25 protein-coding genes are annotated in these 22631 nt (G+C 71.3%); 13 read left to right on the top strand and 12 right to left on the bottom strand.

The window, feature by feature from the left end; all coding sequences use genetic code 11:
- Window positions 1–19: 19 nt before the first annotated feature.
- Window positions 20–586: a sigma-70 family RNA polymerase sigma factor gene (locus tag ACLJQM_RS12220; RefSeq protein WP_410631264.1), complete on the top strand. Its 567-nt coding sequence runs from the start codon at window positions 20–22 to the stop codon at window positions 584–586.
- 33 nt (window positions 587–619) lie between these two features.
- On the opposite strand, the gene ACLJQM_RS12215 is transcribed toward ACLJQM_RS12220, so the two are convergent.
- Window positions 620–1309: a type 1 glutamine amidotransferase domain-containing protein gene (locus tag ACLJQM_RS12215; protein WP_410631263.1), complete on the bottom strand. Its 690-nt coding sequence runs from the start codon at window positions 1307–1309 to the stop codon at window positions 620–622.
- 67 nt (window positions 1310–1376) lie between these two features.
- The gene (locus ACLJQM_RS12210; RefSeq protein ID WP_360783664.1) at window positions 1377–1970 is read right to left on the bottom strand and encodes a TetR/AcrR family transcriptional regulator; all 594 of its coding nucleotides are present in this window, start codon (window positions 1968–1970) and stop codon (window positions 1377–1379) included.
- Between the two features lie 116 nt (window positions 1971–2086).
- On the opposite strand from ACLJQM_RS12210, the gene ACLJQM_RS12205 reads away from it, so the two are divergent.
- From ACLJQM_RS12205 to ACLJQM_RS12190, 4 genes are all read left to right on the top strand, one after another.
- Complete coding sequence (locus tag ACLJQM_RS12205) at window positions 2087–2488, top strand: DUF3253 domain-containing protein (RefSeq protein ID WP_410631262.1); 402 nt, start codon at window positions 2087–2089, stop codon at window positions 2486–2488.
- A 138-nt stretch (window positions 2489–2626) separates the two neighbouring features.
- On the top strand, window positions 2627–3178 hold the full coding sequence (locus ACLJQM_RS12200; RefSeq protein ID WP_410631261.1) for a hemerythrin domain-containing protein: 552 nt from the start codon (window positions 2627–2629) through the stop codon (window positions 3176–3178).
- Between the two features lies 1 nt (window position 3179).
- The gene (locus ACLJQM_RS12195) at window positions 3180–3998 is read left to right on the top strand and encodes a family 1 encapsulin nanocompartment shell protein (RefSeq protein WP_410631260.1); all 819 of its coding nucleotides are present in this window, start codon (window positions 3180–3182) and stop codon (window positions 3996–3998) included.
- Window positions 3999–4040: 42 nt separating this feature from the next.
- Window positions 4041–5162, top strand: a complete 1122-nt coding sequence (locus ACLJQM_RS12190; RefSeq protein WP_410631259.1) for an epoxide hydrolase family protein — start codon at window positions 4041–4043, stop codon at window positions 5160–5162.
- 13 nt (window positions 5163–5175) lie between these two features.
- On the opposite strand, the gene ACLJQM_RS12185 is transcribed toward ACLJQM_RS12190, so the two are convergent.
- The 5 genes from ACLJQM_RS12185 to ACLJQM_RS12165 all read right to left on the bottom strand — a co-directional run bounded on the left by ACLJQM_RS12185 (window position 5176) and on the right by ACLJQM_RS12165 (window position 8995).
- Window positions 5176–6084, bottom strand: a complete 909-nt coding sequence (locus tag ACLJQM_RS12185) for an alpha/beta hydrolase (RefSeq protein ID WP_410631258.1) — start codon at window positions 6082–6084, stop codon at window positions 5176–5178.
- Window positions 6081–6512: a DUF3237 family protein gene (locus ACLJQM_RS12180; RefSeq protein ID WP_360783646.1), complete on the bottom strand. Its 432-nt coding sequence runs from the start codon at window positions 6510–6512 to the stop codon at window positions 6081–6083. Before ACLJQM_RS12180 ends, ACLJQM_RS12185 begins: the two co-directional genes overlap by 4 nt.
- Window positions 6509–7084 (bottom strand): TetR/AcrR family transcriptional regulator, encoded by a 576-nt coding sequence (locus ACLJQM_RS12175; RefSeq protein WP_410631257.1) that lies wholly within the window; start codon window positions 7082–7084, stop codon window positions 6509–6511. Before ACLJQM_RS12175 ends, ACLJQM_RS12180 begins: the two co-directional genes overlap by 4 nt.
- 486 nt (window positions 7085–7570) lie before the next feature.
- Window positions 7571–8017 (bottom strand): hypothetical protein, encoded by a 447-nt coding sequence (locus tag ACLJQM_RS12170; RefSeq protein WP_410631256.1) that lies wholly within the window; start codon window positions 8015–8017, stop codon window positions 7571–7573.
- 387 nt (window positions 8018–8404) lie between these two features.
- Window positions 8405–8995 carry a TetR/AcrR family transcriptional regulator gene (locus ACLJQM_RS12165; RefSeq protein WP_410631255.1) on the bottom strand — a complete coding sequence of 197 codons (591 nt, stop codon included), beginning with the start codon at window positions 8993–8995 and terminating at the stop codon, window positions 8405–8407.
- 89 nt (window positions 8996–9084) lie between these two features.
- Between ACLJQM_RS12165 and ACLJQM_RS12160 the strand changes: the two genes are divergently transcribed.
- Entirely contained in the window at window positions 9085–9981 is an 897-nt protein-coding gene (locus ACLJQM_RS12160; RefSeq protein ID WP_410631254.1) for an alpha/beta fold hydrolase, read from the top strand.
- Here the strand turns inward: ACLJQM_RS12160 and ACLJQM_RS12155 are convergent.
- Complete coding sequence (locus ACLJQM_RS12155; RefSeq protein WP_410631253.1) at window positions 9873–10370, bottom strand: hypothetical protein; 498 nt, start codon at window positions 10368–10370, stop codon at window positions 9873–9875. The genes ACLJQM_RS12160 and ACLJQM_RS12155 overlap by 109 nt on opposite strands.
- 2 nt (window positions 10371–10372) lie before the next feature.
- On the opposite strand from ACLJQM_RS12155, the gene ACLJQM_RS12150 reads away from it, so the two are divergent.
- Together ACLJQM_RS12150 and ACLJQM_RS12145 are read left to right on the top strand one after the other, a co-directional pair.
- Window positions 10373–10936, top strand: coding sequence for a GNAT family N-acetyltransferase (locus ACLJQM_RS12150; RefSeq protein ID WP_410631252.1), 564 nt, complete (start codon window positions 10373–10375; stop codon window positions 10934–10936).
- Window positions 10914–11114 (top strand): hypothetical protein, encoded by a 201-nt coding sequence (locus ACLJQM_RS12145; protein ID WP_410631251.1) that lies wholly within the window; start codon window positions 10914–10916, stop codon window positions 11112–11114. Before ACLJQM_RS12150 ends, ACLJQM_RS12145 begins: the two co-directional genes overlap by 23 nt.
- A 92-nt stretch (window positions 11115–11206) precedes the next feature.
- Here the strand turns inward: ACLJQM_RS12145 and ACLJQM_RS12140 are convergent, their stop codons facing one another.
- Window positions 11207–11893, bottom strand: coding sequence for a class I SAM-dependent methyltransferase (locus tag ACLJQM_RS12140; RefSeq protein ID WP_247022420.1), 687 nt, complete (start codon window positions 11891–11893; stop codon window positions 11207–11209).
- Between the two features lie 45 nt (window positions 11894–11938).
- Between ACLJQM_RS12140 and ACLJQM_RS12135 the strand changes: the two genes are divergently transcribed.
- Window positions 11939–12370: a MarR family transcriptional regulator gene (locus ACLJQM_RS12135; RefSeq protein ID WP_410631250.1), complete on the top strand. Its 432-nt coding sequence runs from the start codon at window positions 11939–11941 to the stop codon at window positions 12368–12370.
- A gap of 91 nt (window positions 12371–12461) precedes the next feature.
- Here the strand turns inward: ACLJQM_RS12135 and ACLJQM_RS12130 are convergent, their stop codons facing one another.
- Together ACLJQM_RS12130 and ACLJQM_RS12125 are read right to left on the bottom strand one after the other, a co-directional pair.
- Window positions 12462–14123, bottom strand: a complete 1662-nt coding sequence (locus tag ACLJQM_RS12130) for a hypothetical protein (protein ID WP_410631249.1) — start codon at window positions 14121–14123, stop codon at window positions 12462–12464.
- Window positions 14120–16045, bottom strand: coding sequence for a hypothetical protein (locus tag ACLJQM_RS12125; protein ID WP_410631248.1), 1926 nt, complete (start codon window positions 16043–16045; stop codon window positions 14120–14122). Before ACLJQM_RS12125 ends, ACLJQM_RS12130 begins: the two co-directional genes overlap by 4 nt.
- Window positions 16046–16241: 196 nt before the next feature.
- Between ACLJQM_RS12125 and ACLJQM_RS12120 the strand changes: the two genes are divergently transcribed.
- Genes ACLJQM_RS12120 through ACLJQM_RS12105 form a run of 4 tightly spaced genes read left to right on the top strand, consistent with a single transcriptional unit; the run spans window position 16242 to window position 21109 of the window.
- Window positions 16242–18848, top strand: coding sequence for a fibronectin type III domain-containing protein (locus tag ACLJQM_RS12120; protein WP_410631247.1), 2607 nt, complete (start codon window positions 16242–16244; stop codon window positions 18846–18848).
- A gap of 57 nt (window positions 18849–18905) precedes the next feature.
- The gene (locus tag ACLJQM_RS12115) at window positions 18906–19364 is read left to right on the top strand and encodes a MarR family winged helix-turn-helix transcriptional regulator (protein WP_410631246.1); all 459 of its coding nucleotides are present in this window, start codon (window positions 18906–18908) and stop codon (window positions 19362–19364) included.
- A 41-nt stretch (window positions 19365–19405) separates the two neighbouring features.
- Window positions 19406–20791 (top strand): MFS transporter, encoded by a 1386-nt coding sequence (locus ACLJQM_RS12110; RefSeq protein WP_410631245.1) that lies wholly within the window; start codon window positions 19406–19408, stop codon window positions 20789–20791.
- 24 nt (window positions 20792–20815) lie between these two features.
- Window positions 20816–21109, top strand: coding sequence for a DUF1330 domain-containing protein (locus tag ACLJQM_RS12105; RefSeq protein WP_360783608.1), 294 nt, complete (start codon window positions 20816–20818; stop codon window positions 21107–21109).
- A 328-nt stretch (window positions 21110–21437) separates the two neighbouring features.
- Here the strand turns inward: ACLJQM_RS12105 and ACLJQM_RS12100 are convergent, their stop codons facing one another.
- Window positions 21438–22631 (bottom strand): tryptophan 2,3-dioxygenase family protein, encoded by a 1194-nt coding sequence (locus ACLJQM_RS12100; protein ID WP_410631244.1) that lies wholly within the window; start codon window positions 22629–22631, stop codon window positions 21438–21440.

The raw sequence follows: 22631 nt of genomic DNA, 5'->3' as shown, positions 1-22631 counted from the left end.
TCGGCTACCGTGTCCGTTCGTGACCTCCCGCAGGGACCGCGACGACGAGCGGATCACCGCGCTCGCGCTGGCCGCCGTCCGCGGCGACCAGGGCGCCTTCGAAGCGTGGGTCCGCGCCACGCAGGCCGACGTGTGGCGGTTCGTCGCGCACCTCACCGACACGACCGCCGCCGACGACCTCACCCAGGAGACCTACGTCCGGGCGGTCACCGCCCTGGCCCGGTTCGCCGGACGTTCCTCCGCCCGCACCTGGCTGCTGTCCATCGCCCGGCACGTCGTGGTCGACCACTTCCGCGCCCGCTCGGTCCGCCCGCGATCCTTCGGCCAGGACTGGGAAGCGGCGGCCGAAGCCGAGTCCGCCCGCCGCACCGGCCGCGGTTTCGAGGACGTCGTCGAGCTGGGCCTGCTGCTCGACGAGCTCGACCCGCACCGCCGGGAGGCCATCGTCCTCACCCAGGTCCTCGGGTACTCCTACGCCGAAGCCGCCGAGATCTGCGACTGTCCGATCGGGACAGTCCGCTCCCGCGTCGCCCGCGCCCGCGAAGACCTCCTCGCCGCGCGGGACGAGCGGGACAACGTCGTCTGAGCCGATCCGGCGGGACGGCGGCCGTGTCCGGGGTCAGCCGGCGCGCCGGCCGAGCAGCTCGATGAGCGCGTCCGCGGCGGGCGCGGAGGAAGCCGGGTTCTGGCCGGTGATCAGCAGTCCGTCACGGACCACGTAGGACTGCCAGTCGGCGGTCTTGGAGTAGACCCCGCCCAGCTTCTTCAGCTCGTCCTCGACGAGGAACGGGACGATGTCGGTGAGCTGGACCGCGGCTTCCTCGGTGTCGGCGAAGCCGGTGACCTTCTTGCCCCGCACCAAGGGCGTGCCGTCTTCCGCGGTGGTGTGGCGCAGCACGCCGGGAGCGTGGCAGACGAGCGTGACCGGCTTGCCCGAACGCAAGGTGGTCTCGATCAGCCGGGCGGAGTTCTCGTCCTCGGCCAGGTCCCACAGCGGTCCGTGCCCGCCGGGGTAGAAGACCGCGTCGAAGTCGTCGGCGACGACGGAGTCGAGACGCACCGTGTTCGCGAGCGCCGTGGTGGCCTCCGCGTCGGCTTCGAAGCGGCGGGTGTCGTCGGTCTGGGCGTCCGGCTCGTTGCTGACCGGGTCCAGCGGCGGCTGCCCGCCCCGGGGCGAGGCGAGCACGATGTCCCACCCGGCGTTCTTGAAGCGGTAGTAGGGCGCGGCCAGCTCTTCGAGCCAGAAGCCCGTCTTGCGCCCGGTGTCGCCGAGCTGGTCGTGCGAGGTGAGAACGACGAGAACCTTCACGGTTTCCTCCTGCTATTAGACCGGTCGTCTCCGGCTGGACACGCATCCGGCGTCGGAAAAGGGGGCATTACAGGCCGAGCAACCGCCGGGTGGCCACCATGGTGGTGTCCAGCGGCCCGCGGTCACGGTGGATCTTGGCCAGCACACTGGCCCCGAGCCACATGTCGTACAGGACCTCCGCCAGCGAGCGGGCGTCCCCGGCGATCGTCAGGGACCCGTCACGCGAACCCTGGCCGATCACCTGCTCGAGGCGATCGACGATGGCGGTGGTGCCTTCCTTGAGGGCGAGGCGCATGGCCTCCGACAGGTCCGCCACCTCGGCGCCCAGCTTCACCGCGAGGCACCGGCCGTGGCACTCGTCGAGACTCTGCGTCTCGTGCCACTGCTGCCAGTAGGCCATCAGACGCTCGGCGGCCGGCGAGCCGCGCCGCTCCAGGATCCGGTCCATGTCGGCGAGGTACTCCTGGAAGTACGCCTTCATCATCGCCTCGCCGAACGCGTCCTTCGAGGCGAAGTAGTGGTAGAAGGACCCCTTCGGCACCTTCGCCTCGGCGAGCACCTCGTTGATCCCGACCGCGGCGTACCCCTTGTGCCCCATGATCCGCTGGGCAGCATCGAGGATGCTCCGGCGAGTGTCGGTGCTCCCTGCTGCGGTCGGCATGGCACCCACCCTAGCAGCAGATTAGACCGGTCGTCTAGAACGACCGCCCTCCCCGGCGGGAGGACGTCCCGCTCGCCGGACACCCGGAGCACTACTCCCCTGAGTACGGTGGTGCGGTGAGCGGCCCGCGGCAGGAACTCCGGCGAGTCCAGGACGGCGACGGCCCCGGCGCCGCGCAAGCCCAGCTCGCCCTGACCGCCACGACGCCGCGAGACCAGCTGCGCGCCGCCATTCTCGCGCTGGCCATCGGCCGCGGAGCGGACCGCAGCACGTGCCCTTCCGACGCCGCGCGGGCGGTCGCCGACGAGTGGCGGCCGCTGGTGCCGCAGGCCCGCGAACTCGCACGGGAGCTGGCCAGGGCCGGTGCGGTGCGCATCACCCAGGGGAGCCGCGTGCTCGACCCGGACGAGGACTGGCACGGGCCGATCCGGATCCGGGCCACCCCCCAGCCAGGCGTGGAGACGGGCCACCCCCCAGCCAGGCGTGGAGACGGGCCCGGTCACCGAGGGGGGAGGTGATGACCGGGCCCGCGGGAGCAACTTACCCAAGTCGGCCGCAAAAGAATCCGTGATCCGGAAAACGGACCACGACGAGCGACGGTCCTGATCACCCGTCCTCAGGTTTGCGCCAGGCCCCTGGTGGGGTAGGAATGCGAAATGGCCGACATCACCAGCCTCATCCTCGACGACCACGACTGGTTCCGGCGCCAGTTCGCCCGGCTCGACGACCTCACCGACCCGGCCGAGCTGGCCGAGGTCTGGCAGCCGCTGGCCGACCTGCTCGACGTGCACGCCCGGGCCGAGGAAGAGATCTTCTACCCCCACCTCCTGCGCCGCGGCGAAGACGCCGAAGAGGAGACGCTCGACGCCATCGGCGACCACAACGACATCCGCGACGGCGTCCACGAGGCCGCCCTGCACCCGGTCGGCAGCACCGCCTGGCACGCGGCGGTGCACAAGGCCCGGTTCGCCAACAGCGAGCACATGGCCGAGGAGGAGGACGAAGGCCTCTCCGACTTCCGGCGCCACGCCGACCCGGGGCTGCGCGAGGAGCTCGGCCGGCGGTTCGTGGAGTTCAAGCGGCAGCACGAGGGTGCTCGCGACCTCGACGTCAGCGACCTCGACCCGCGGGAGTACGTCGAACAGGAGCTCGGAGACCGTCCGGCCGACGCCTCGCTCGGCATCGGCAGCCTCAAGGAACAGGACTGACATGAACCACCTGATGCGCGACCTGGCCCCGATCACCGACGCGGGCTGGAAGGAGGTCGACGCCGAGGCCAAGGAGCGGCTGCAGACCCACCTGTCGGCCCGCCGCCTCGTCGACGTGGCCGGGCCGCACGGCTGGCGGCACTCCGCCACGGACCTGGGGCGGACCGCCACCGTCGCCGCCGGGTCGCTGGCCGGGCTGGGCGAAGGCGCGGTGGTCCGGCAACGGCGGGTGCTGCCGCTCACCGAGGTGCGGGTGCCGTTCACGGTGTCGCGCGAAGAGCTGGACGACGCCGAGCGCGGCGCCGACGACCTCGAGTTCGACGACCTCGACCGCGCGGCGAAGCAGATCGCGATGATCGAGAACCACGCCGTCTTCCACGGCTGGGCCGCGGCCGGCATCACCGGGATCACCGAAACCTCCCCGTACGACACCCCGTCGCTCGGCGACGACCCGGACGCCTACCCCGGGGTCGTCGCCCGCGCGGTGGACACCCTGCGCCAGGCCGGCATCAAGGGCCCGTACGGTCTCGCGATCGCCCCCGACGGCTACACGCGGATCGTGGAGAGCACCGAACACGGCGGCCACCTGCTGTTCGACCACCTCCGCCGCGTCCTGGGCGGCGGCAAGGTCGTGCGCGCCCCGGGCCTGGAAGGCGCGCTGATCGTGAGCCTCGACAGCGGCGGCTTCTCCCTCGAGCTCGGCCAGGACCTCGCGGTCGGCTACAGCCACCACGACGCCGAAACGGTGGCGCTCTACCTGGAGGAGAGCTTCAGCTTCCGGGTCGTCGAACCCGACGCCGCCATCACCCTGGCCCCCTGACCGGCCACGAACGGCGCCTCGACCCAGCGAAGGAGTCTCCCCATGGCCGCCGAGCCGTTCGAGGCCGGCATCACCGAGGCCGAGATCGAGGATCTGCGTGACCGGTTGCGCCGGACCCGGTGGCCCGAACCCGAGCCGGTGGACGACTGGTCGCAGGGTGTGCCGCTGGCGTACGCGCGGGAGCTGTGCCGCAGCTGGGCCGAGGACTACGACTTCGGGTTCGCCGCGCGGCTGAACGCCTTCCCCCAGTACCGCTCCGCGATCGACGGGCTGGGCATCCACTTCGTCCACGTCCGCTCGCCGGAGCCGGACGCGTTCCCGCTGGTGCTCACGCACGGGTGGCCGGGTTCGGTGCTCGAGTTCCTGGCCGTGTTCGGCCCGCTGACCGACCCGCGCGCGCACGGCGGGGACCCGGCGGACGCGTTCCACGTGGTCGCGCCGTCGTTGCCCGGGTACGGCTGGAGCGACAAGCCGTCGACGGCCGGGTGGGGCGTCACGCGCACCGCGCGCGCCTGGGACGCGTTGATGGTCTCCCTGGGCTACGAGCGGTACGGCGCGCAGGGCGGCGACTGGGGTTCGGCGGTGTCCGGCGCACTGGGCGAGGTCGCGCCCGAGCGCGTCGCCGGCGTGCACGTGAACCTGGGATCGGTGGCGGCGGGCGTGTTCGACGACCCGACCCCCGCGGAGCTCGCGAACCTCGAAGCCGAGCAGGAATTCCAGCGCACCGGCCGGGGGTATTCGGCGATCCAGGCGACCCGGCCGCAGACGCTCGGCTACGGCCTGACCGACTCCCCGGCGGGCCAGGCCGCCTGGATCGCGGAGAAGTTCCGGGCGTGGACGGACAACGACGGTCACGCCGAGGACGCGGTTACGCGGCAGCAGATCCTCGACGAGATCTCGGTCTACTGGTTCACCGCGTCGGCCACGTCGTCGGCGCGCTTGTACTGGGAGAGCTTCGCGCGCTTCCGAGACGTGGTCACCGCGCCGTCGGGGCTGTCGGTCTACCCACGCGACATCACGCGCCCGTCACGCCGGGAAGCCGAGCGGCGGTTCACGGACCTGCGCTGGTTCGCGGAACTGCCGCGAGGGGGTCACTTCGCCGCGCTGGAGCAGCCGGAATCGCTGGTCGAGCAGGTGCGCGGGTTCTTCCGGCTGGTCCGCTGACCCGCAGCGCCGGTCAGGCGGTCACCGCGCGTTCGACGTGCCGGGCCAGGAACTCGTACACCCCGCGGACCACTTCCGGCTCGCCGTCCAGCAGGTCGTAGCCGTGGTCCACGCCGCGGATGTCGTAGTGCTCCACCAAGGCTCCCGCCTTCTCGAGCTTGCCCGCGTACGTCACCGCCTCGGCGCGCAGCCGGTCGTGCTCGCACGTGATCACCAGCGCCGGGGCGATGCCGGACAGGTCGTCGGCGTTGGTGCCCCAGGCCGGGGACGCCAACGGGTCCGTCCGGCGGGCGACGTCGGGGATGTACGCCGTGTTGAAGACCTCCCCCATCCACGGCCGGATCACCACCCGGTCGTCGCGGGCGGGCTTGTCGGCCGCCGGGGTGACCAGGTCCAGGGGCGGGTAGTGCAGCACCTGCAACACGATCTCCGGGCCGCCGTCACGCAGCGCGAGCCGGGACGCCGCGGCCGCGAGTGAGCCGCCCGCGCTCTGACCGCCGACGCACAGCCGCGCGCCCGCCCATTCGCGATCGGGCGACGCCGCCCACCTGAGCGCGTCGTAGACCTGCTCGCACGGAGCCGGGAAACGCTTGTGCGGAGCCAGTACGTAGTCGACGTTGACCACGAACACCCCCGCGTGCTCGGCCAGGTAGCGGCAGAGCGGGTCGTCGGCGATCGCGCCGCCCACCACGAAGCCGCCGCCGTGAGCGTTGAGGTAGACGCCCTTCGCCTTGCCCGGCGGGCGGTAGAGGGTCGCGGGCATCGGGCCGTGCCGCGTCGGGATCGCGAGTTCGCCGGTGCGGCCCGGGATTTCGGGGAACAGCGGACGGGGCTTCTGCACGCGCGCGGCACCCGCCGCCATCAGGCGAGCGACGGTGTCGGCGACGAACGGCTTGGACAGGATCGACACAGGCGACCTCACTTCGTGCGGATCTGGTGGAACTCCAGCGAAACCCCGAGCGGGCGCGCGCCGTCGAGCAGCGGGACGAGCGTGCCGACGAGCACGGCGTCGTTGAGCCAGGAATACGGACCTTCCGGGGCTTCGATGCGCGGGCTCGTGACGATCCCCTGCCGGGTGAAGGCGCCGGTGTTGGTCACGGTCAGCACGACACCGTCGTCGGTGCGGATCAGGTACTGCGCCGTCACGACCGCGACGCCGTCGCCGCGCACGACGCTCCAGTCCGCGCCCACCCCGAGCACCTCGCCGGTGACGCGCGGGCCGGTGACGGTGCCGCCGGTGATCGGGATGACGCGCCGGTGGCCGGCGGGGGTGGTGCCGGCGTCGATCGGCTCGGCGATCAGCACTTCCAGCTTCGCCACCAGCTCCATCGCGAGTTCGGGATGGGTCACGGGCGCTCCTCGAGGGCCGGGTGGATCCGCATCAGCCGGTCGGTGAACTCCTCGGGGTCGAGCGGGTCTGCGCCCTCCACCACCCAGGTGTTGACCAGCGCGGCGGCCCCGCCGGTGATGAACGCGGCCAGGTCGTCGACCGCTTGCTCACCGGTGCGCACCCGGCTCGCGTAGCGCCGGTTGATCGGGACGAACAGGCTGGTCAGCGCCTTGTTCAGGGCGAAGGCGGACGAGCTGGTCAGCATGGCGCGGTAGAACCGGCGGTGGGCGGCGAAGTGCGTCGCCAGCGCCAGCGTCGACGCGCGGCCACCGCCGGGGCGGCGGGTCAGCGGCTCGAGGAGCTCCCGCCGCACCAGATCCAGCGCGGCTTCCAGCAGCAGCGTGTCGCGGTCACCGAACTGCAGGTAGAGCACCTGCCGGCTGACGTCGGCCGCGGCCGCGATGTCCGAGACCGGGACGTTCGCCGACTCCCGAGCGCCGACGAGGTCGATCGCGGCCCGCATCAAGGCCGCCCGCGACCGGCGAACCCTGCGGTCCTTGGCCGGCTCGACGGTCGTCCACTCGACGGTCATGCACCGATAATGGACAGCTGTCAATAAAATGGCAAGTGCTCACGACTGCTCGACACTGCCCCCTCACCGGGCATCCGGCCGGCCCCGTCGGTCGTACCCCGCGGTCTCCGGTGGCAGTTCTGCGCCGCGACAGCCAAGACGTCGCTGTCGCTCCGACGAGCTTTCACCTTCGCGAACCGATGTCGTTCGACCTGGCGATCCACCGGGCCGGCGTTCCCCTTCTCGCGCCGTCATCGGGGTGATCGCCGGGCGAGTGGGTAGTCTTCGGCCGCGCGGGAAGTGCGACGCCCCCTCTCCACACTGAGGAACTCCACGTCACCGGGGATGTGCTCCACCAGAGCGCCCGCTTTAGGTACGCGCGGGACAGCCCACTCGTGCCGCATGTCGGTCCCTCGGGAACGCACGGTTCTCCCATCGCCGGCGCGATAACTTCCAGATCACCTCTCGCTGGGTGGGCCGCACCGGGAACGCCTGGACGATCCTGCATCACCCCCGGGAGGTTCGCGCTGCTACCCGAGGCGGTCCTGGGGCTCCGGCCGCCCGGATCACCCGCGCGGTCGGGTCCGGTGCACCCGGGTCGCGCACCCGATCGGTGAGCAGGAAGCCCGGCAGCTCCACCCCGTGCTCTTCGGTGAGCCGAAAGGTACCGCCGAGCACCCCGGGGTCCCAGCCGAGGGCCAGCGCGTGCTCGATGAGGCGCCGGACGTCGGCCGACGCGGGGTAGGAGCCGTCAGTCGCGGCCGGGGTCCAGCCGACCCCGGTGGCCTTCGAAAGCAAGTCGGCCTCCAGGGCGAGGCCGGTCTTCCCGGCACCCCAGGCGCGCACCCGGACACAGCGGTGCTGGTCGACTCCGTCGCCGGCGACCTGACCGATCGTGGCCCGCCAGGTGTAGGTCCGCTCCCCGATGCGGAGCGTCCGCAGCCTCGTTCGCACCGGACCACCTTAGGGCCGGATGATCTCGCGAAACCACCTGTACCTCTCGTCGGTGGACGAGCCGGCGGCGAACCACTCGCTCAGCGCCCGTCCACGACTCCCACATACCGCGGACGCGGCCAAGCGAAGATTCGTTCACCCGGAGAGCCGGCGACAGCGACGCGTGGGCCGCCGGCACGCCCGAGCCGAACACCCGCCACCAGGTCGTCGGAGGCCCAGCTCGCCCAGCCGAGCGGACGCGGCCCGCCCACCCCGGGGTGGTGCACATCGACCTCTCAGCCGGCGTCCGACCGTGCAGCTCGCGTCGAAAAGCTGCCAATGGGAGCTGGGCCGGCGCCGCCGGCGGCGGGAGCCAGCGTCGACCGGGCCACCACCGAGCGAGACCGGTCAGCTCTGAGGACGCACGGCTTGCCCGAGCGCGCTCAAGCTGACCTCGACAATCGTGCGGAGCTGCCGCCGGCTCGCGCCGGCCCGGCTCATCACGGCCACCGACTGGTTGATCGCCGCGAGGTGGACAGCGAAGTCGGCGGCGTCGGTGCGGGACAGCTTCGCGGCGGTCAAGGCGGTCCGCAGCCGCGCCTGCTGGGTGTCGAGTGCCTGGATCGCGCGCGCGGCGATGGCGGGGCTCAAGGCCGGGATCGCCATCGCGGTCTGGGCGATCAGGCAGCCGTCGGGTACGTCCGGGTCGGCGATGCGCTGCAGGGTGACGTCGAAGAAGGCACGTACCGCGCGCAACGGATCGTGGGACGCGGCCGAGAGGGCTTGGTCGTACCGGTCGCCGTACCGCGTGGCGTAGCGGTCCAGGCAGCGCAGGTACAGCGAATCCTTGTCGCCGAGCGAGGAGTAGATGGAGCTGCGGTTCAGTCCGGTCGCCCGGCACAGGTCGTCCACGGAGGTGTCGGCGTAGCCGGCCCGCCAGAACTGGACCATCGCCGCGTCGAGGACGACCTCCACGTCGAACTGCTTTCGTCCGGCCATCCGGCAGCTACCTCGTTCTCGCGTCAGGACAGGTGATCTCCCCCATCTTATCTTGAACCGAACAGTTCAAGATGAGCTAGCCTCGGGACATGGCCGACACCGCGATCCCCGAGCTGCCCCTGCCCGACCTCGACGGCTTCACCCACCGCTGGCCCGAGGTGGACGGCGTCCGGCTGCACGCCGTGGAAGGCGGTCAACCGACGGGTCCCGTGGTCGTTCTGCTCGCCGGATTCCCGCAAACCTGGTGGGCGTGGCGCAAGGTGATGCCGGACCTGGCTCGGCGGTTCCGGGTCATCGCGCTCGACCTGCCCGGGCAGGGCCACTCGGACCGGCCGCACGGCAGCTACGACACGCACACCGTCGCCGCGCAGATCCAGGCCGCCGTGAGCGAGCTCGGCGTGGACGAGTACTGGCTCGTCGCCCACGACATCGGGGCCTGGGTGGCGTTCTCGCTCGCCCTGAACCGCGAACAGCGGCTGCACGGTGTCGCGCTACTGGACGCCGGCATCCCCGGAATCACCCTTCCGGAGTCAGTGCCGACCGACCCCGGCCGAGCTTGGAAGACCTGGCACTTCGCGTTCCACGCGGTGCCCGACGTTCCCGAACTGCTCCTCACGGGCCACGAGCGCGCCTACGTGGACTGGTTCTTGAAGGCCAAGGCACTGTCCGCGAACACGTTCGACAGCACCGAAATCGACCACTACGCAGCTGCCATCGCCGCCGAGGACGGCTTGCGCGCGTTTCTCGCCTACTACCGCGATGCCGCGGAATCGGGACGCAGGAACCACGAGGCGCTCAGCCGGGGCCCGTTGACCGTTCCGGTCCTGGGCATCTCCAGTTCCCACGGCTCGATCCCGGACATGGCTGCTTCCTTGAGTCACTGGGCGGCCGACACACGCGGCGCCGTCATTTCCGATGCCGGGCACTTCATCCCCGACGAGCAACCCGGCGCGGTCGTCGATGCGGTGACCGCGTTCATCGGTTGACCCGCAGCCCCCAGGGCTCGCCTGGGGATCAGGCCGAAGGTGGTGCCGAACCGCTCGACGGCGAAGGGTGCGGCCTCGATCCGGGTGAAAGTGACCTGGCCGAGTTCCCGCATTCTGGCGTTGTACCGACTCTGGCGGCGGTCCCGATCCAGCTGGGCTCGCGGCCCGAACTCGTCGATCCCGGCTTCCAGCAACTGTCCGGACCGATCGGACAGGAACAGGGCGACGAACTCGTTGCCCTGTCCTTTCGCAGCCGGCATGAACGGCATGGTCATGAAGAACTGCCGACCGTCAGCCGTGCGGCCGACATGCTCGGCGAGGTAGGAGTCGTGGTCGATCGCGATCGGGAAATCGATGGCAGTGATCGTTTCGACCTGACAACGTCGCATCCATGCGGAACAAGGACAGCAGGGGTCACTCCGGCAGCGTTACCCTCCAGCCGGCGGACTCCAGCACCCGGTCGGTGGTCGAACGGCTGGGCCAGTTGGAACGGCACGAACTGTCGCAGTTCACGGGAGACCTGCCCGGACCGGACGGGCAGTTCGGCTTCCCGCGGCTGTCGCGGTTCTTCACCGACGCCGACCACCACGCCTACCTGATCCTCTCCGGCGAACAGCTCGCAGGCTTCTGCCTGGTCCACCCCTTCGACGGCGGAAGCAGCTTCATCCACGCCTTCTTCGTCGTTCGCGCCCTGCGGCAGCAAGGTGTCGGACGGGCGGCTGCCACCGATCTGCTGCGGTCACGCCGCGGGCGCTGGGCAATCGCGTTCGTGGAGGAGAACGAACCGGCGGCACGCTTCTGGAGGCAAGTGGCGACCGAGGTCATCGGTGACAGCTGGACTTCGGAACTCCGTCGAGCGCCCAGCACCGGTCGCACTTTCCAGTTCCTCCACCTCGATGTCGACCAGCACGAGCGCGTCCGGGGAGGTACTGATGACCCGCATGGCGTGGATTGAGGCGGCCAAGCGTGTCAGCGAGGGCGCCCGGGAAGAACTGCGCTGTCCAGAAAATGATGACGACTTCCTGGCAGTGGAATGGCTTCCGAATCCCGGTGGCGTCGGTGGCGAGTATCGGCTGCACTGTCCGTCGTGTGGTGCCGAGAACTGGATTCTGAAGCGGTTGACGGCTCAGTGACGGTCTCGTGCGGGGCCGTGGTGCCCCCGCGTCATGACTCGGAGCAGCGCGTTCACCAGGAGCGATAGCACATCGGTGCCGTCGCGAAGCGGTCAGGACAAGTGTGCCGACAGCAGCCAAGCAGGTGTCGACTTGCGGCCGTTGCCCTCGTTTCGGACGTCGCTGCCGGCGAAGTCCGCGAAGTCCGGGAAGTTCTCGGGAACGTTGGCGTGGATGCGGGCCGGCCGGATCTCGTCGATCGTCCAGTACGCGCCCACCACCTCCCGCAGTTCCTCCGCGGAGACCGAGTTGACCCTGCCGGTGGGCACGGTTGCGCTGTCGAACACCAGCACGAAATACGATGCGCCGGGCGCTGCGGCGCGCACGATCGATTCCTGGTATCCCTGGCGCAGCTCGACCGGCATCGAGTGGAACAAGGTGCTGTCGAGAACGGTGCCGAACCGGCCGTCGTAGCCGGTGAACGCGCTGATGTCGGCGACCGCGAAGCCCGCGTTGTCCAAGCCGCGCTGAGCGGCTTCCGCACGCGCGAGCTCGATCGCGGTCGGCGACTGGTCCAGACCGACCGTCGTGAAACCTCGCTCGGCCAGGTAGAACGACGTTGCGCCCTCGCCGCAGCCGGCGTCGAGGACCTCACCGTGGAACGCGCCCGTGTCGATGAGCGCGGCGATCTCGGGTTGCGGTTCGCCGATGCTCCACGGCGGCCGGAGGCCCTGGCCCAGCTCAGGAGCCTGACCACGGTAGGCGGATTCGAACAACGCGTCGCTGGATGAGCTCGTCATGCGCCCAGAGTGTCAACCTGGTTGATATATGTCAACATGGTTGACATGGAAAGCTCCCGGGACGAACCACTCGGCTACCTGCTGCACCGGGTCACCGCAGCCTTGCGCGCGGAGGTGGCCGCCACCGTGCTCGAGCCGGCGGGGCTGGCGACGCCCGAGTACCTCTGCCTGCGGATGCTGTCGCAGTCGCCGAAGTCCAACGCCGAGTTGGCCCGCGAGGCGCAGGTGTCGCCGCAGGCGATGAACAAGGTGGTTCTCGCGCTGCAGGATCGCGGCCTGGTGGCGCGACCCGCCACGGTGCCGGCCGGGAGATCGTTGCCTGCCACGTTGACGCGCCAAGGGGTGAGCGTGCTCGCGCGCCTCGACCCCGAGGTGGCCGAGGCCGAGAACCGCGTCCTGGCCGGGCTCGACGACCGCGACCGGCGCGAGCTCCGGCGGCTCCTCGTCGCGGCCGGCGCGGTGGTGTCCCGGCGGTGATTCCGTCGGGACACCGCCACCACGGTCACGCGCGCGCCGCCGACCACACCTTCCGGCTCGAGCACGATGATCGCCGTCCCGGCCGGAAACCCTAGTTGGTCGCGCAGGGTTTCACCTTGTAGGCGGCCCGGTTCAGCGGGTCGTCGAGTCGTTGGCACTCCGTCGTGTAAGCGGGTCCCCGCGATCCTGATGCGGGGAACCTCAGCACCGGCACCGGGTGGCCGATCGGCCAGAGGTCGTTGGGCGGCTGCTGCTCCGTCCAGTAGAACGTGCCGGTCGCCCCTCGGATCGGGGTGTCGCGGTAGCTGGTGAGCTTGTCGCGGACGTCGGCCGCGGTCGGCAGTGCCGGTTTCTGGACGTGCGCGGAGTTTCGGACGTACACGGAGTGGATCGCGGTGATCGCGGCGGCGACCGCGTCGAACTGCATGATCGCGTAGCCGTCGGCCAGGTCCGCGCTCGGGAACGCCGCGCTGCCCGTGGTGAACCGGGTGCGGAAGGCCGGGTACTGCTCCGGGGTCGCCACGCCCTGCGCCCAGCCGTCGGGGTCGGTCGACGACGCGGCGAGCACCGTGACCCGGGCATCGAGCAGGTCGCGGGTGGTCAGCGGCGCCCCGTCCGCGCCCGGCTGGTCGGTCGGCACGACGACCAGACCCGTGACGCCCACGGCCAGGACCAGTTGCCGGGACGCACCGTCGCCCTGGCGGAACTTGAGACTGCGGACCAGCCCCGGGAGATCCGCGTCGCGGCCGGCGTAGAACACGACGTCGGGGTCGCCGATGCCGATCGCGTTGACGGCATCCTCGAAGAGCCCGGTGGACCCCGTGCTGGAACCCGTGCTGCCGTTGAACCACGACAGGTGGTCGTTGAGCTTCAGCGGGGCGAACACGTCGACGAAGTCGTCGCCGAGGGTTTCGACGTAGTCGTCCGGATTGCGGTCCCGCACCAGGTACCCCTTGCCGACCGGGCCGAGGGCCTTCTGCAGCGCCGTGACGTAGGCGTGGTTGGACGGCGAAACCTTGAACAGACCGGGTTTGTCTTCGCTACCGATCTCGCGGGTGGTCATGTCGTCCGCGGTGAGGACGCTGCCGATGGTGGGCAGGTGCCATGCGGAGTTCAGCCGCTTCGCGGCATCACGGGTTTGCGGCACACTGACACCCATCCCGGTGACCGCGACCAGGGGGTGCTCCCCGGTGGTCAGGGAGCCGAGCCCTTCGACGACCTCGGGCCACTGGTTCTGGTCGCGGCCGATGTTGGCCAGCACCAGCTGGATCTGCGGTTTGGCTTCGCCGTAGGGGGTGGTCTCGCTGTTGGTGTAGGTCTGGGCCGTGTAAGCACCTTCGAGGGCGTGCACGATCGGGCCCGCGCTGAGTTTGCTGTCCGGCTGGGCCGTCATCGGCATCATCACGGCGACCCGGACGTAGGGCACGCTCTGCTGAGCGACACGCTGGTTCTCGGCGACGATCTTGTGTATCACGCCGGCCGCGGCGGGATCGGTCGAGCCGAACGCGTAGTCCAAGCTGGTGAGCCAGCCGGTGCACTGGCCGTCGCCGTCCTGCCGGGTCAGGTCGTAGCCCTCGCCCGTGCGCCCCGGGGTCCCGTCGCACTGCGACGACCGGTCCTTGACGTAGGTGACGATCCACGTGGCCCCGCCGCCGAGCAGGAGCAGGACAGCGGCGGCCAGCACCAGCACGCGGCGGCGCGCGCGGGTCCGCGTCGCCGGCCGGACGGGGTAGTCGTAGACGGCGTCGCTCACGAAACTCCTTCGAATCGGTTGCCCGGCGCGGCCGCGGATCGGGTGAGGGCCGGTCGCCACCGCCGAGCCTGCGCCTGGTGGTCGGCGATCAGGTCGGTCAGTTCGTCGCAGGTGTCGTCGAGGTGGTTCGCGAGTTCCGCCAAGCCGCCGGCGATGCGCGTGTGCAGGGTCCGGCGGTTCGCGCACGACAACGGATCGGCCGCGGTCCACAGCCTGTTCACCAGCGAGGGCAGGAATCCCGGCCAGGGACCGGTGGCCACGGTCCGCGCACCGCGGGCCGGCGCGGAGGTGACGGTCAGCAGCAGCGTCAGCCACTCGGGCAGCGGCATCGTGCCGAGGCGCCGCGCGAGCTCGTCCAGCACCACGGTGGTTTCGCCGAGGGCCAACGTGTGATGCAGCAGTCGCGCCGGTGCGGCGGAGTCGGCCGGGCCGGCCCCACCGAGGAACTCGTGGGTCCGGCGCCAGCTCCAAAGGTGATCTTCGGTGCGGTCGGCGAGGTTGCGCAGCAACAGTGCCCGCACCACGGTCGTCGGGTGGGTGCCCGTGTCGTCCCACATCGCGAGGGGCAGGTCAGCGCCGGCAGTGGCCGGGAGCCGGGTGGCGAGCCGCTGGCCGTCGTGGCGGTCACGGGCGGCCGAGCAGGTGATCAGCGCCTCGACGACCGTCTCGTCGAGGCCGGCCGTGAGGTGGTGGGTCAAGGCGTCGCGCACCGTGGACGCGCCGTGGGCGGCGTCGAGCAGGTGCTCGGGATCTCCCGGGGCGGTCGCGGCGACGGCGTCGAGGAGGAACACGGCCGCACCGGGGTGCCCGCCGGTGACGAGGTGCACGCAGCTGCCGAGGTTGGGGTGCCGCCGCGCTTCGGGGACGGTCGAGACGAGCTTGCGGACGTCGTCGGCCGTGAGGAACGGCAGCCGGCGCCGCGCCCACGGCGGATCGGTTCCCTCCGGGGTGTTCAGGTCAGTGAGTGCGCCGAGATCGAGCACCGCGGCGCGCTGCGCCGGCGGAAGGGCGCCCAGGAGCGCGCCACGGCTGGTCCCGGCGAGCACCCACGGCGCCGGCAGGCTCACCCCGGCGGCGGCGTCCAGCGTTCGCAACTCCGCCACCGTGCCGAGGAACCGGGTGCCCAGCGCGCAGTCGACGTTGTCGAGCAGCACCAGGCAGCCTGCCGCCCACTCGTCGGCGTGCCGCGCGGTCCGGAAGTTGTCGCGGAGGTCGGCCAGCAGAGCGTCGCACAGCAGTTCACCGGCCTGGCTCGCGGCATCGGCCAGCTCGGGGGTGCGCAGGGCGGTGTTCAGGTCGATCAGCTGGCCGACCGCGTCGCCGACCTCGTGGCGATCCCGGTGGGCGTACCAGCTTCGGGCGCGTCCGAGAGCGTTGCGGGTCAGCAGCCGCCCGGCAGCACCGTCGACGACGGCGTCGACCGCGACCTGCACCAGCCCTCCCGGCGCCTCCACCGGGCTCGGAACCTGTTTCAGGGCCTGCTGGGCGACGCCGGTGAGCACCTTCTTGAGGGTGGAGAGGCCGAGCCGCTCGGTCAGCATGGTCTCGACCTGCCGGCGGGCGCCCGCGGGATCGTCGTCCAGGTCGAGCTGGGCGGCCTTCAGGCCGATGACCAGGCGGTCGAAGCGCAACGAGCCGTAGAGCGCGCACCGCCGGGACAGCTGCGCGGCGATCGCGGCGAGCAGTTCGGGGAGCGCGTCTTCACCCAGCCGGTCTTCGACGGCGGCGACGTCGAGGAACGAGTACGGGATCTTGCCGGCCCACCCTCGCGCGAAAGTGCGCAGCAGCTGGGTCTTCCCGGTGCGCGCGTCACCTTCGAAGAGCACGGCCGGGGCGTAGCGCGGGTCGCCGTCCTCGGGCCGGATCAGCAGTTGCCGCAGGATTTTCGGCTCAACCGTACGGTTGTAGAGCTGGCCGGACACGACACCTCCCGAGCGCACCGCCGCTCGGCGCGTCACGGAGACAGTCGTGCCCCGTCGCAGAACGTTACGTCGAGGTGTAGACAACCAGGCCCTGATTCGACCGCTCAACTCCACCCATCTGATGAATGGCTGATCCACCTGCCCCGTTGAGCGGGAAACAGTCGACATCCACCGCGAGAGATCCTATGTTTCCCCCATGCTGACCAAGTGGGGCGCCGCGGCGACCGTTCTCCTGGGGGCGGGCGCGCTGCTCGCCACGGCCGGCTCGGTGGCCGGCGCGGACGCGGCCGCCGCGAGCCGCGATGTCTACGTCTCGCCCGGCGGCTCCGACCACGCTCCGGGCACCGCGCACCGGCCCGTGCGCACCCTCGGCGAGGCCCGGGACCTCGTGCGGCAGCGGGCGCCGCACCTCACCCGGGACCTCACGGTGCACCTCGCGCCCGGTGTGTTCCGGCTGGACCAGCCGCTGCGGCTGGACGTCCGGGACTCCGGCGGCAACGGGCACCGCGTCACCTGGCAGGGCAGCGGCGACACCGAGCTGAACGGCGGCGTGCGCGTCGGCGGCTGGCGGCCGGTGCCGGGCCGGCCGGGGCTGTTCGCCGCGCCCGCGCCCGCCGGGCTGGACAACACGCGGCAGCTCTACGTCGACGGTGTCCGCGAGCAGCGCGCCCGCGGCCCGCTGCCGGTGACCGTCCAGGCCACCGCCACCGGGTACACCGCGAGCGCCGACACTCTCGCGCACTGGCGCAACCCGAAGGACATCGAGTTCGTCTACACCGCCGGCGAGGCGCTCTGGAACGTCCAGCGCGACGGGCTGGGCCAGTGGACCGAGCCGCGCTGCCCGCTCGCCGCGGCCGACGGCACGACGATCACCATGGCCCAGCCGTGCTGGGACAACTCGACGAAACGCGTGCTGTTCCCCGACATCCCCGGCCGCAGCGTCAACATGGTCGGCCCGGCGGACCTCACCAACGGCCGCCACCCGACCTACGCCGAGAACGCCTTCGAGCTGCTGGACACCCCCGGCGAGTGGTACCTCGACCGGTCCGCGCACGTCGTCTACTACCTGCCGAAGCCGGGGCAGGACCTGCGCCGCGCCGACGTCGAGGTGCCGGTGCTGGAGAAGCTCGTCGACGCGCGGGGGATCCACGACGTCGCCTTCCGCGAACTGCGGTTCTCGTACGCGACGTGGCTGACGCCGTCGTCACCGGAAGGGTTCTCCGAGATCCAGGCCGGCTACACGATCACCGGCGCGAACGGCTGGGCCACCGAAGGCCTCTGCCAGTTCGTGCCCGGCGGCACCTGCCCGTACGCGTCGTGGACCCGCGAACCCGCGAACGTCTCCGTGTCCCGAGGCCGTCACGTCGAGTTCAGTGACAGCGTCTTCGCCCACCTCGGCGGCGCCGGGCTCGACCTGATCGACGGCACGAAGGAGTCCGAGGTCCGCGGCGACGTCTTCACCGACATCTCCGGCAACGGTGTGCAGGTCGGCGGCGTCGACAACCCGGTGACCGACACCGACGCCGACGTGGTCCGGGACGTCCGGGTCACCGACAACCACCTCTACGGGCTGCCGCGCGAATTCCACGGCGGCGTGCCGATCGTCGACGGCTACACCGTGCGGAACACCATCTCCCACAACCAGATCGACCATGTCGGCTACTCGGCGGTCTCGCTCGGCTGGGGCGGCTGGCCCGACAAGATCCAGCGCCCGGCGACGCCGAACCTGTCGCACGGCAACACCGTCTCCGACAACCTGATCTTCGACTACATGCTGATGCTCGACGACGGCGGCGGCATCTACACCCAGGGCATCACCGGCAGCTCCCTGGCCGACGGCGAGCAGGTCACCGGCAACGTCATCCACGACCAGTGGGGGCTCGGCAAGGGCGTCTACACCGACAACGGGAACACCTACGAGACGATCCGCGGCAACGTCCTCTACCGGACGGCGTACGCGAACGTCGGCTCGACGCACGTCGACTACCGGGACGACCTCCGCAACAACGACCCGACGCTGATCGAGGGCAACTACTGGGAACAGGGCGACCGCGACAAGGACGACAAGGGCGTGGTCCTGCGCGGCAACCAGCTCCTGGCGGACCCGGCCGCGGCCCCGGCGGCGGTCGTCGCGAACGCGGGCCTCGAACCGGCCTACCGCGGCCTCCTGACGCGCCGGGCCGGTGGCTCCGCACCGGCCGAAGCGCCGTCGCGGGTCGGCACTTTCGCGGTCCCGGGCAAGCTGTACGCGACGTGGAACCCGACGTTCGCGTTCAACAACGCGCCGGTCACCGACTACGTCGTGACCGCGACCGGTGGCGGCGAGACGAAGTCGGCGACGATCTCCGCAGCCGACTTCTCGGAGCGCGCGTACGCGGAAGTCCCGGGCCTGACGGACGGGACGGCGTACACGGTGACGGTCGCGGCGCGCAACGCCTACGGCACGAGCGAGCCGTCGCTGCCCGCGGCTCCGGTGACCCCGGGCGCGAAGGGCGGGGCGCTGCCAGGCGTCCCGACGGGCGGCAAGGCCCTGCCGAGCGCCACCGCGGCCTCGATCCGATGGAACCCGCCGTCAGCCGCGGGCGACACGCCGGTGCTGAGCTACCTGATCACCGTGTCCGACGGCCGCACCATCCCGGTCACCGGCCGGGACGCACTGGTGACCCAGCCGACGGTCAAGGGCATGACCCGGGTGGTCGACGACCTGAAGCCGGCCACGGCATACACGTTCACGGTGGCCGCGGTGACGGCGACGGGCACCGGCCCGGCGGCGACCTTCACCGCGACGACCGCGGCCGCCTGAAAGACGGGGAGACGAGAGATGCATAAAGGACTTATATAAAGCTGCTATGCTTCAGGCGTGAGTCGCCGAGACGCCGCGCGCCGCGCTTCCGATGCCATCGGGTCAGCCCTCTACGGTCTGGCCACCAGGGCCGTGAGACGCCTCCCCCGCGACCTGAGCCTGACGTCCGCCGCCACCCTGGCCACCCTGGCCAAGACCGGCCCGCGACGGATCACCGAGCTGGCGGCGGCCGAGGGCGTCACCCAGCCGGCGATGACCGTCCTGGTCCGGGTGATGGAGGAATCCGGCCTGGTCGAGCGGAAGGGTGATCCGTCCGACAAGCGGGTCACGCTGGTGAGCCTGACCGAGGCCGGCACGTCGTACGTCCGGACGCGGCACCAGGCGGGCGTCGACGCGTACGCGCGGTTGATCGACGAACTCACCGCCGACGAGGTCGAAGCCTTGACCGCGGCCCTTCCGGCGCTGCTTCACCTGGCGGAGCTCGAAAGCCACGCCCGGGCGGAGTCGGACCGATGACCCCGGCCCGCCCGCACGACCGGCCCACGAGCGCTGCCCCGATGCGTTCCGAGGCCCGGCTGCTGGTCCCCGCGCTGCTGTTCGTCGCCCTGGTCGTGGCGGCGGTCGCCAGCCTCGGGACGCCGCTCATCACCAGCGTGGCGACCACCTTCGCCGTCTCCCTCGACAGCGCGCAGTGGACGCTGACCATCGCCCTGCTCAGCGGCGCCGTCGCCACACCCGTCCTCGGCCGGCTCGGAGCCGGCCCGCACCGGCGGGCCACGATCCTCGCCACGCTGGCGATCGTCGTCGTCGGCAGCGCGCTCACCGTGCTGCCGCTGCCGTTCGCCTGGCTGCTCGCGGGCAGAGCGGCCCAAGGCGCCGGACTCGGTCTCACCGCGCTGATGATGGGCGTGGCCCGCGACCACCTCCCCGAGGAGCGCAGCGCGGCCACGATCGCCCTGATCTCCGTGGTTTCCATCATCGGGGCCGGCGTCGGCTACCCGCTGGCGGCGCTGCTCGCCGAGTTCGGCGGGCTGCGGGCCGCGTACGGCCTCGGCCTGCTCGTCACCGCCATCGCGTTCGTGACCGCGTGGCGCTCCGTGCCCGCGGCTCCCGAAGGCCGCTCCGCGCACGTGAACGTGCCCAGTGCGCTCGTCCTGGCAGGTGGCCTGCTCCTCGTCCTGTTCCTGGCCGGCGAGCGGAGTCTGTGGAGCAGGCACCTCGCTGTGGCGGTGACCCTAGCCGTCGCCGCCGTACTCCTGCTCTGCGTCTGGGCCGTTCTGGAACTGCGCACCCGGACGCCCTTGGTCGACGTCCGGGCGGTCCGGCACCCGGCGGTCGCCGGGGCGAACATCGCCATGTTCGCCGGCGGGAGCGGCATGTACCTGCTGCTCACGCTCATCACCCGCTACGCGCAGACACCGCGCAGCGCCGGCTACGGCTTCGGGCTGGACACCTTCGTGGCGGGGCTGGTCCTCATCCCGTTCTCCGTGCTGGGGTTCGTCGCCGGCAAGCTCACGCCGCGGGTCCGGGCGCGGATCGACGGCCCCCTGCTCCTGGCCGGCAGCGCCGCCATCGTCGGCGGCGGGTTCGTCCTGTTCGCCACCGCGCGGTCCGGTCTGGCCGAACTGCTCACGGCCATGGGCGTGCTGGGCTTCGGCGTCGGCAGCTTCTCGGCCGCCATGCCCGGCGTCATCCTGGCCGTCACCCCCCAGAGCGAGACGTCGAGCGCGATGAGCTTCAACTACGTCGTCCGCAGCGTCGGGTACTCGCTGGGCAGCGCCATCGGCGGCCTGATCCTCGCCGCAGGCACCGGCCCCGGCCACGTCTTACCCGACGACAGCGCCTACACGACCGCGGCGCTGGTCGGCATCGGCGCCATGGCGATCACTACGCTGACGAGCCTCGCCCTCGCCCGGCGACGCTCGCCCGAGACCACCCCGTAAGTCGGACACAACACTGGAGGTTCCATGCCCAAGGGCTACTGGGTCAGCGTTTACCGGTCCATTTCGGACCGCGAGAAACTGGCTGCCTACAACAAGCTGGCCGGTCCGGCGGTCAAGGCCGCGGGCGGCCGGGTGCTCGCCCGCGACGGCCGGGTCGTCGCCCACGAGGCCGGCGTCGCGGAGCGCACCATCCTGATCGAGTTCGACAGCTTCGAGCAGGCGGTCGCGGCACGGGCGAGCGCGGCCTACCAGGAGGCGCTGGCCGCACTCGCCGACGGCGTCGAGCGCGACTTCCGCATCATCGAAGGCCTCGACTGACGATCGAGCCGGCGCGGCGGCGGGTGGGCGGTCGAGCGACCCGGACCAACGGTCCTCTCAGGACACGAACTTGCCCGGCCGGAGCCGAGATCCTCGTGCTCCCACTCGCCGTCGCAGACGACGCTGGTACCAGTCGGTCAAGAACTCGAATGATCTTGCGCCGCGGGGTGACAGCGCGGACAACCGGCCTGGCCGGGTCACAGTCGCAGCCGCCGGCCGAGCAGTCCGCCGCCGCACCCGGGCAGCAGTTGCCGCCGATGACGCGCACCGGAACAACTTCCATGCCTGGATTGCCCTCGTTGCTTGCCGCCCGAGGTTGAGCGTGGTGTCAGGCCGTCTGCCGTCGGTCAGTCGTCGAGAAGAGCCGGCCGTCCATCCGGTCCTTCAGGTAGGGCGTTCCCGCTGTGTAACCGGAGCCGGGACGGTCACCGATCATGCGGACGGCGATCTTGTGGTGGGTGGACTTCCAGCGCTGGTGCGCGGCTTCGAGCCGGGCCAGTGCCGCGCCGAACGCGCGGTGGGCCGGTTCTTCGTTCCGCGACGCGCAAAGCGCCCGGTACGCGGCCGCGATGGTGTCCTGGCCGGCGAGCACCTCGGCGCGCACCGCCGGCACGCTGCGGAACGCGTCCGACCGCAGCCGCTCGGCGGAGGGCGTGTCGCACAAGGCTTCGAAGCGCTTGTACTGAGCCGACTGGATCGCGCTCGAGCCTTCCGTGCGGTCCCGGAAGGCGTGGAAGGTGTCGCTGGTCATCGTGGCGAGCAGGCTGAAGAGCAGGCTCGCCCGCTCCAGCGCCTCCGCGGCGTGGGAGAGCCGAGTGACGGCGGCCGCCAGATCGGCCGCTCGCAACGCGGTGATGGTCTCCGCGGCCCGGTCGACGAGTTCGTCGAAGACGCTCTCGTAGCTCTGCAGCACCCGGATGAACATGTACTCGTCGTGGACGGGGGAAACCGGCTGGACCGTGGCCGGCAGCAGCTCGAGGAATTCAGGATCGACGGCTGCCCTCACCACGTCGGCGCAGCGCCGCACCGCTTCGCGGTCGAAGACGTCCAGGCCGGCGGGCAGCGCCGCGAACCCGTGGCGGCCGAGGTGCCGCAGTGCGTGGTTCACGCGTTTGCGCACGGTTCCCGCAGCCGGCCGGCACAGCGGCAAGCGGCCGTGGTCGCCGTGGAACGCCGCGAGCTCGAACTGCACCACGTCGATGATCAGCGCCGCCGCCGACGTCCGGCGCGCCGTGCCCTCCGGTGTCATCGCGCGCAGCAGGGGCAGCGCCAAGTAGGTGTCGTAGGAGTACCGGCCGTCTTCCTTGTCCAGCAGGCAATCCAGCTGTTCCCGGGCCAGCGCGCTCACGTGCGGCGCCCGCCTCGCCAGATCGAGTTCGGCCTTCAGCTCCGCCGCGAGGAAGTCCACGCCCACGGTCTGGACGTGGTGGGCGACTTCCAGCGCCGGGTGCGACCGCCGTCCTGCGCGAGCTTCCCGCAGCAGCTCGATCAAGGCTTCCGGGCGCAGGTGCTCCTCCGACAT

The sequence above is a fragment of the Amycolatopsis sp. cmx-4-83 genome (genome assembly GCF_046548815.1).
Classification (GTDB): Bacteria; Actinomycetota; Actinomycetes; order Mycobacteriales; family Pseudonocardiaceae; genus Amycolatopsis; species Amycolatopsis pretoriensis_A.
The sequence above is the reverse complement of the archived record's forward strand: the minus strand, read 5'-3'. Positions and strand labels throughout refer to the sequence as shown.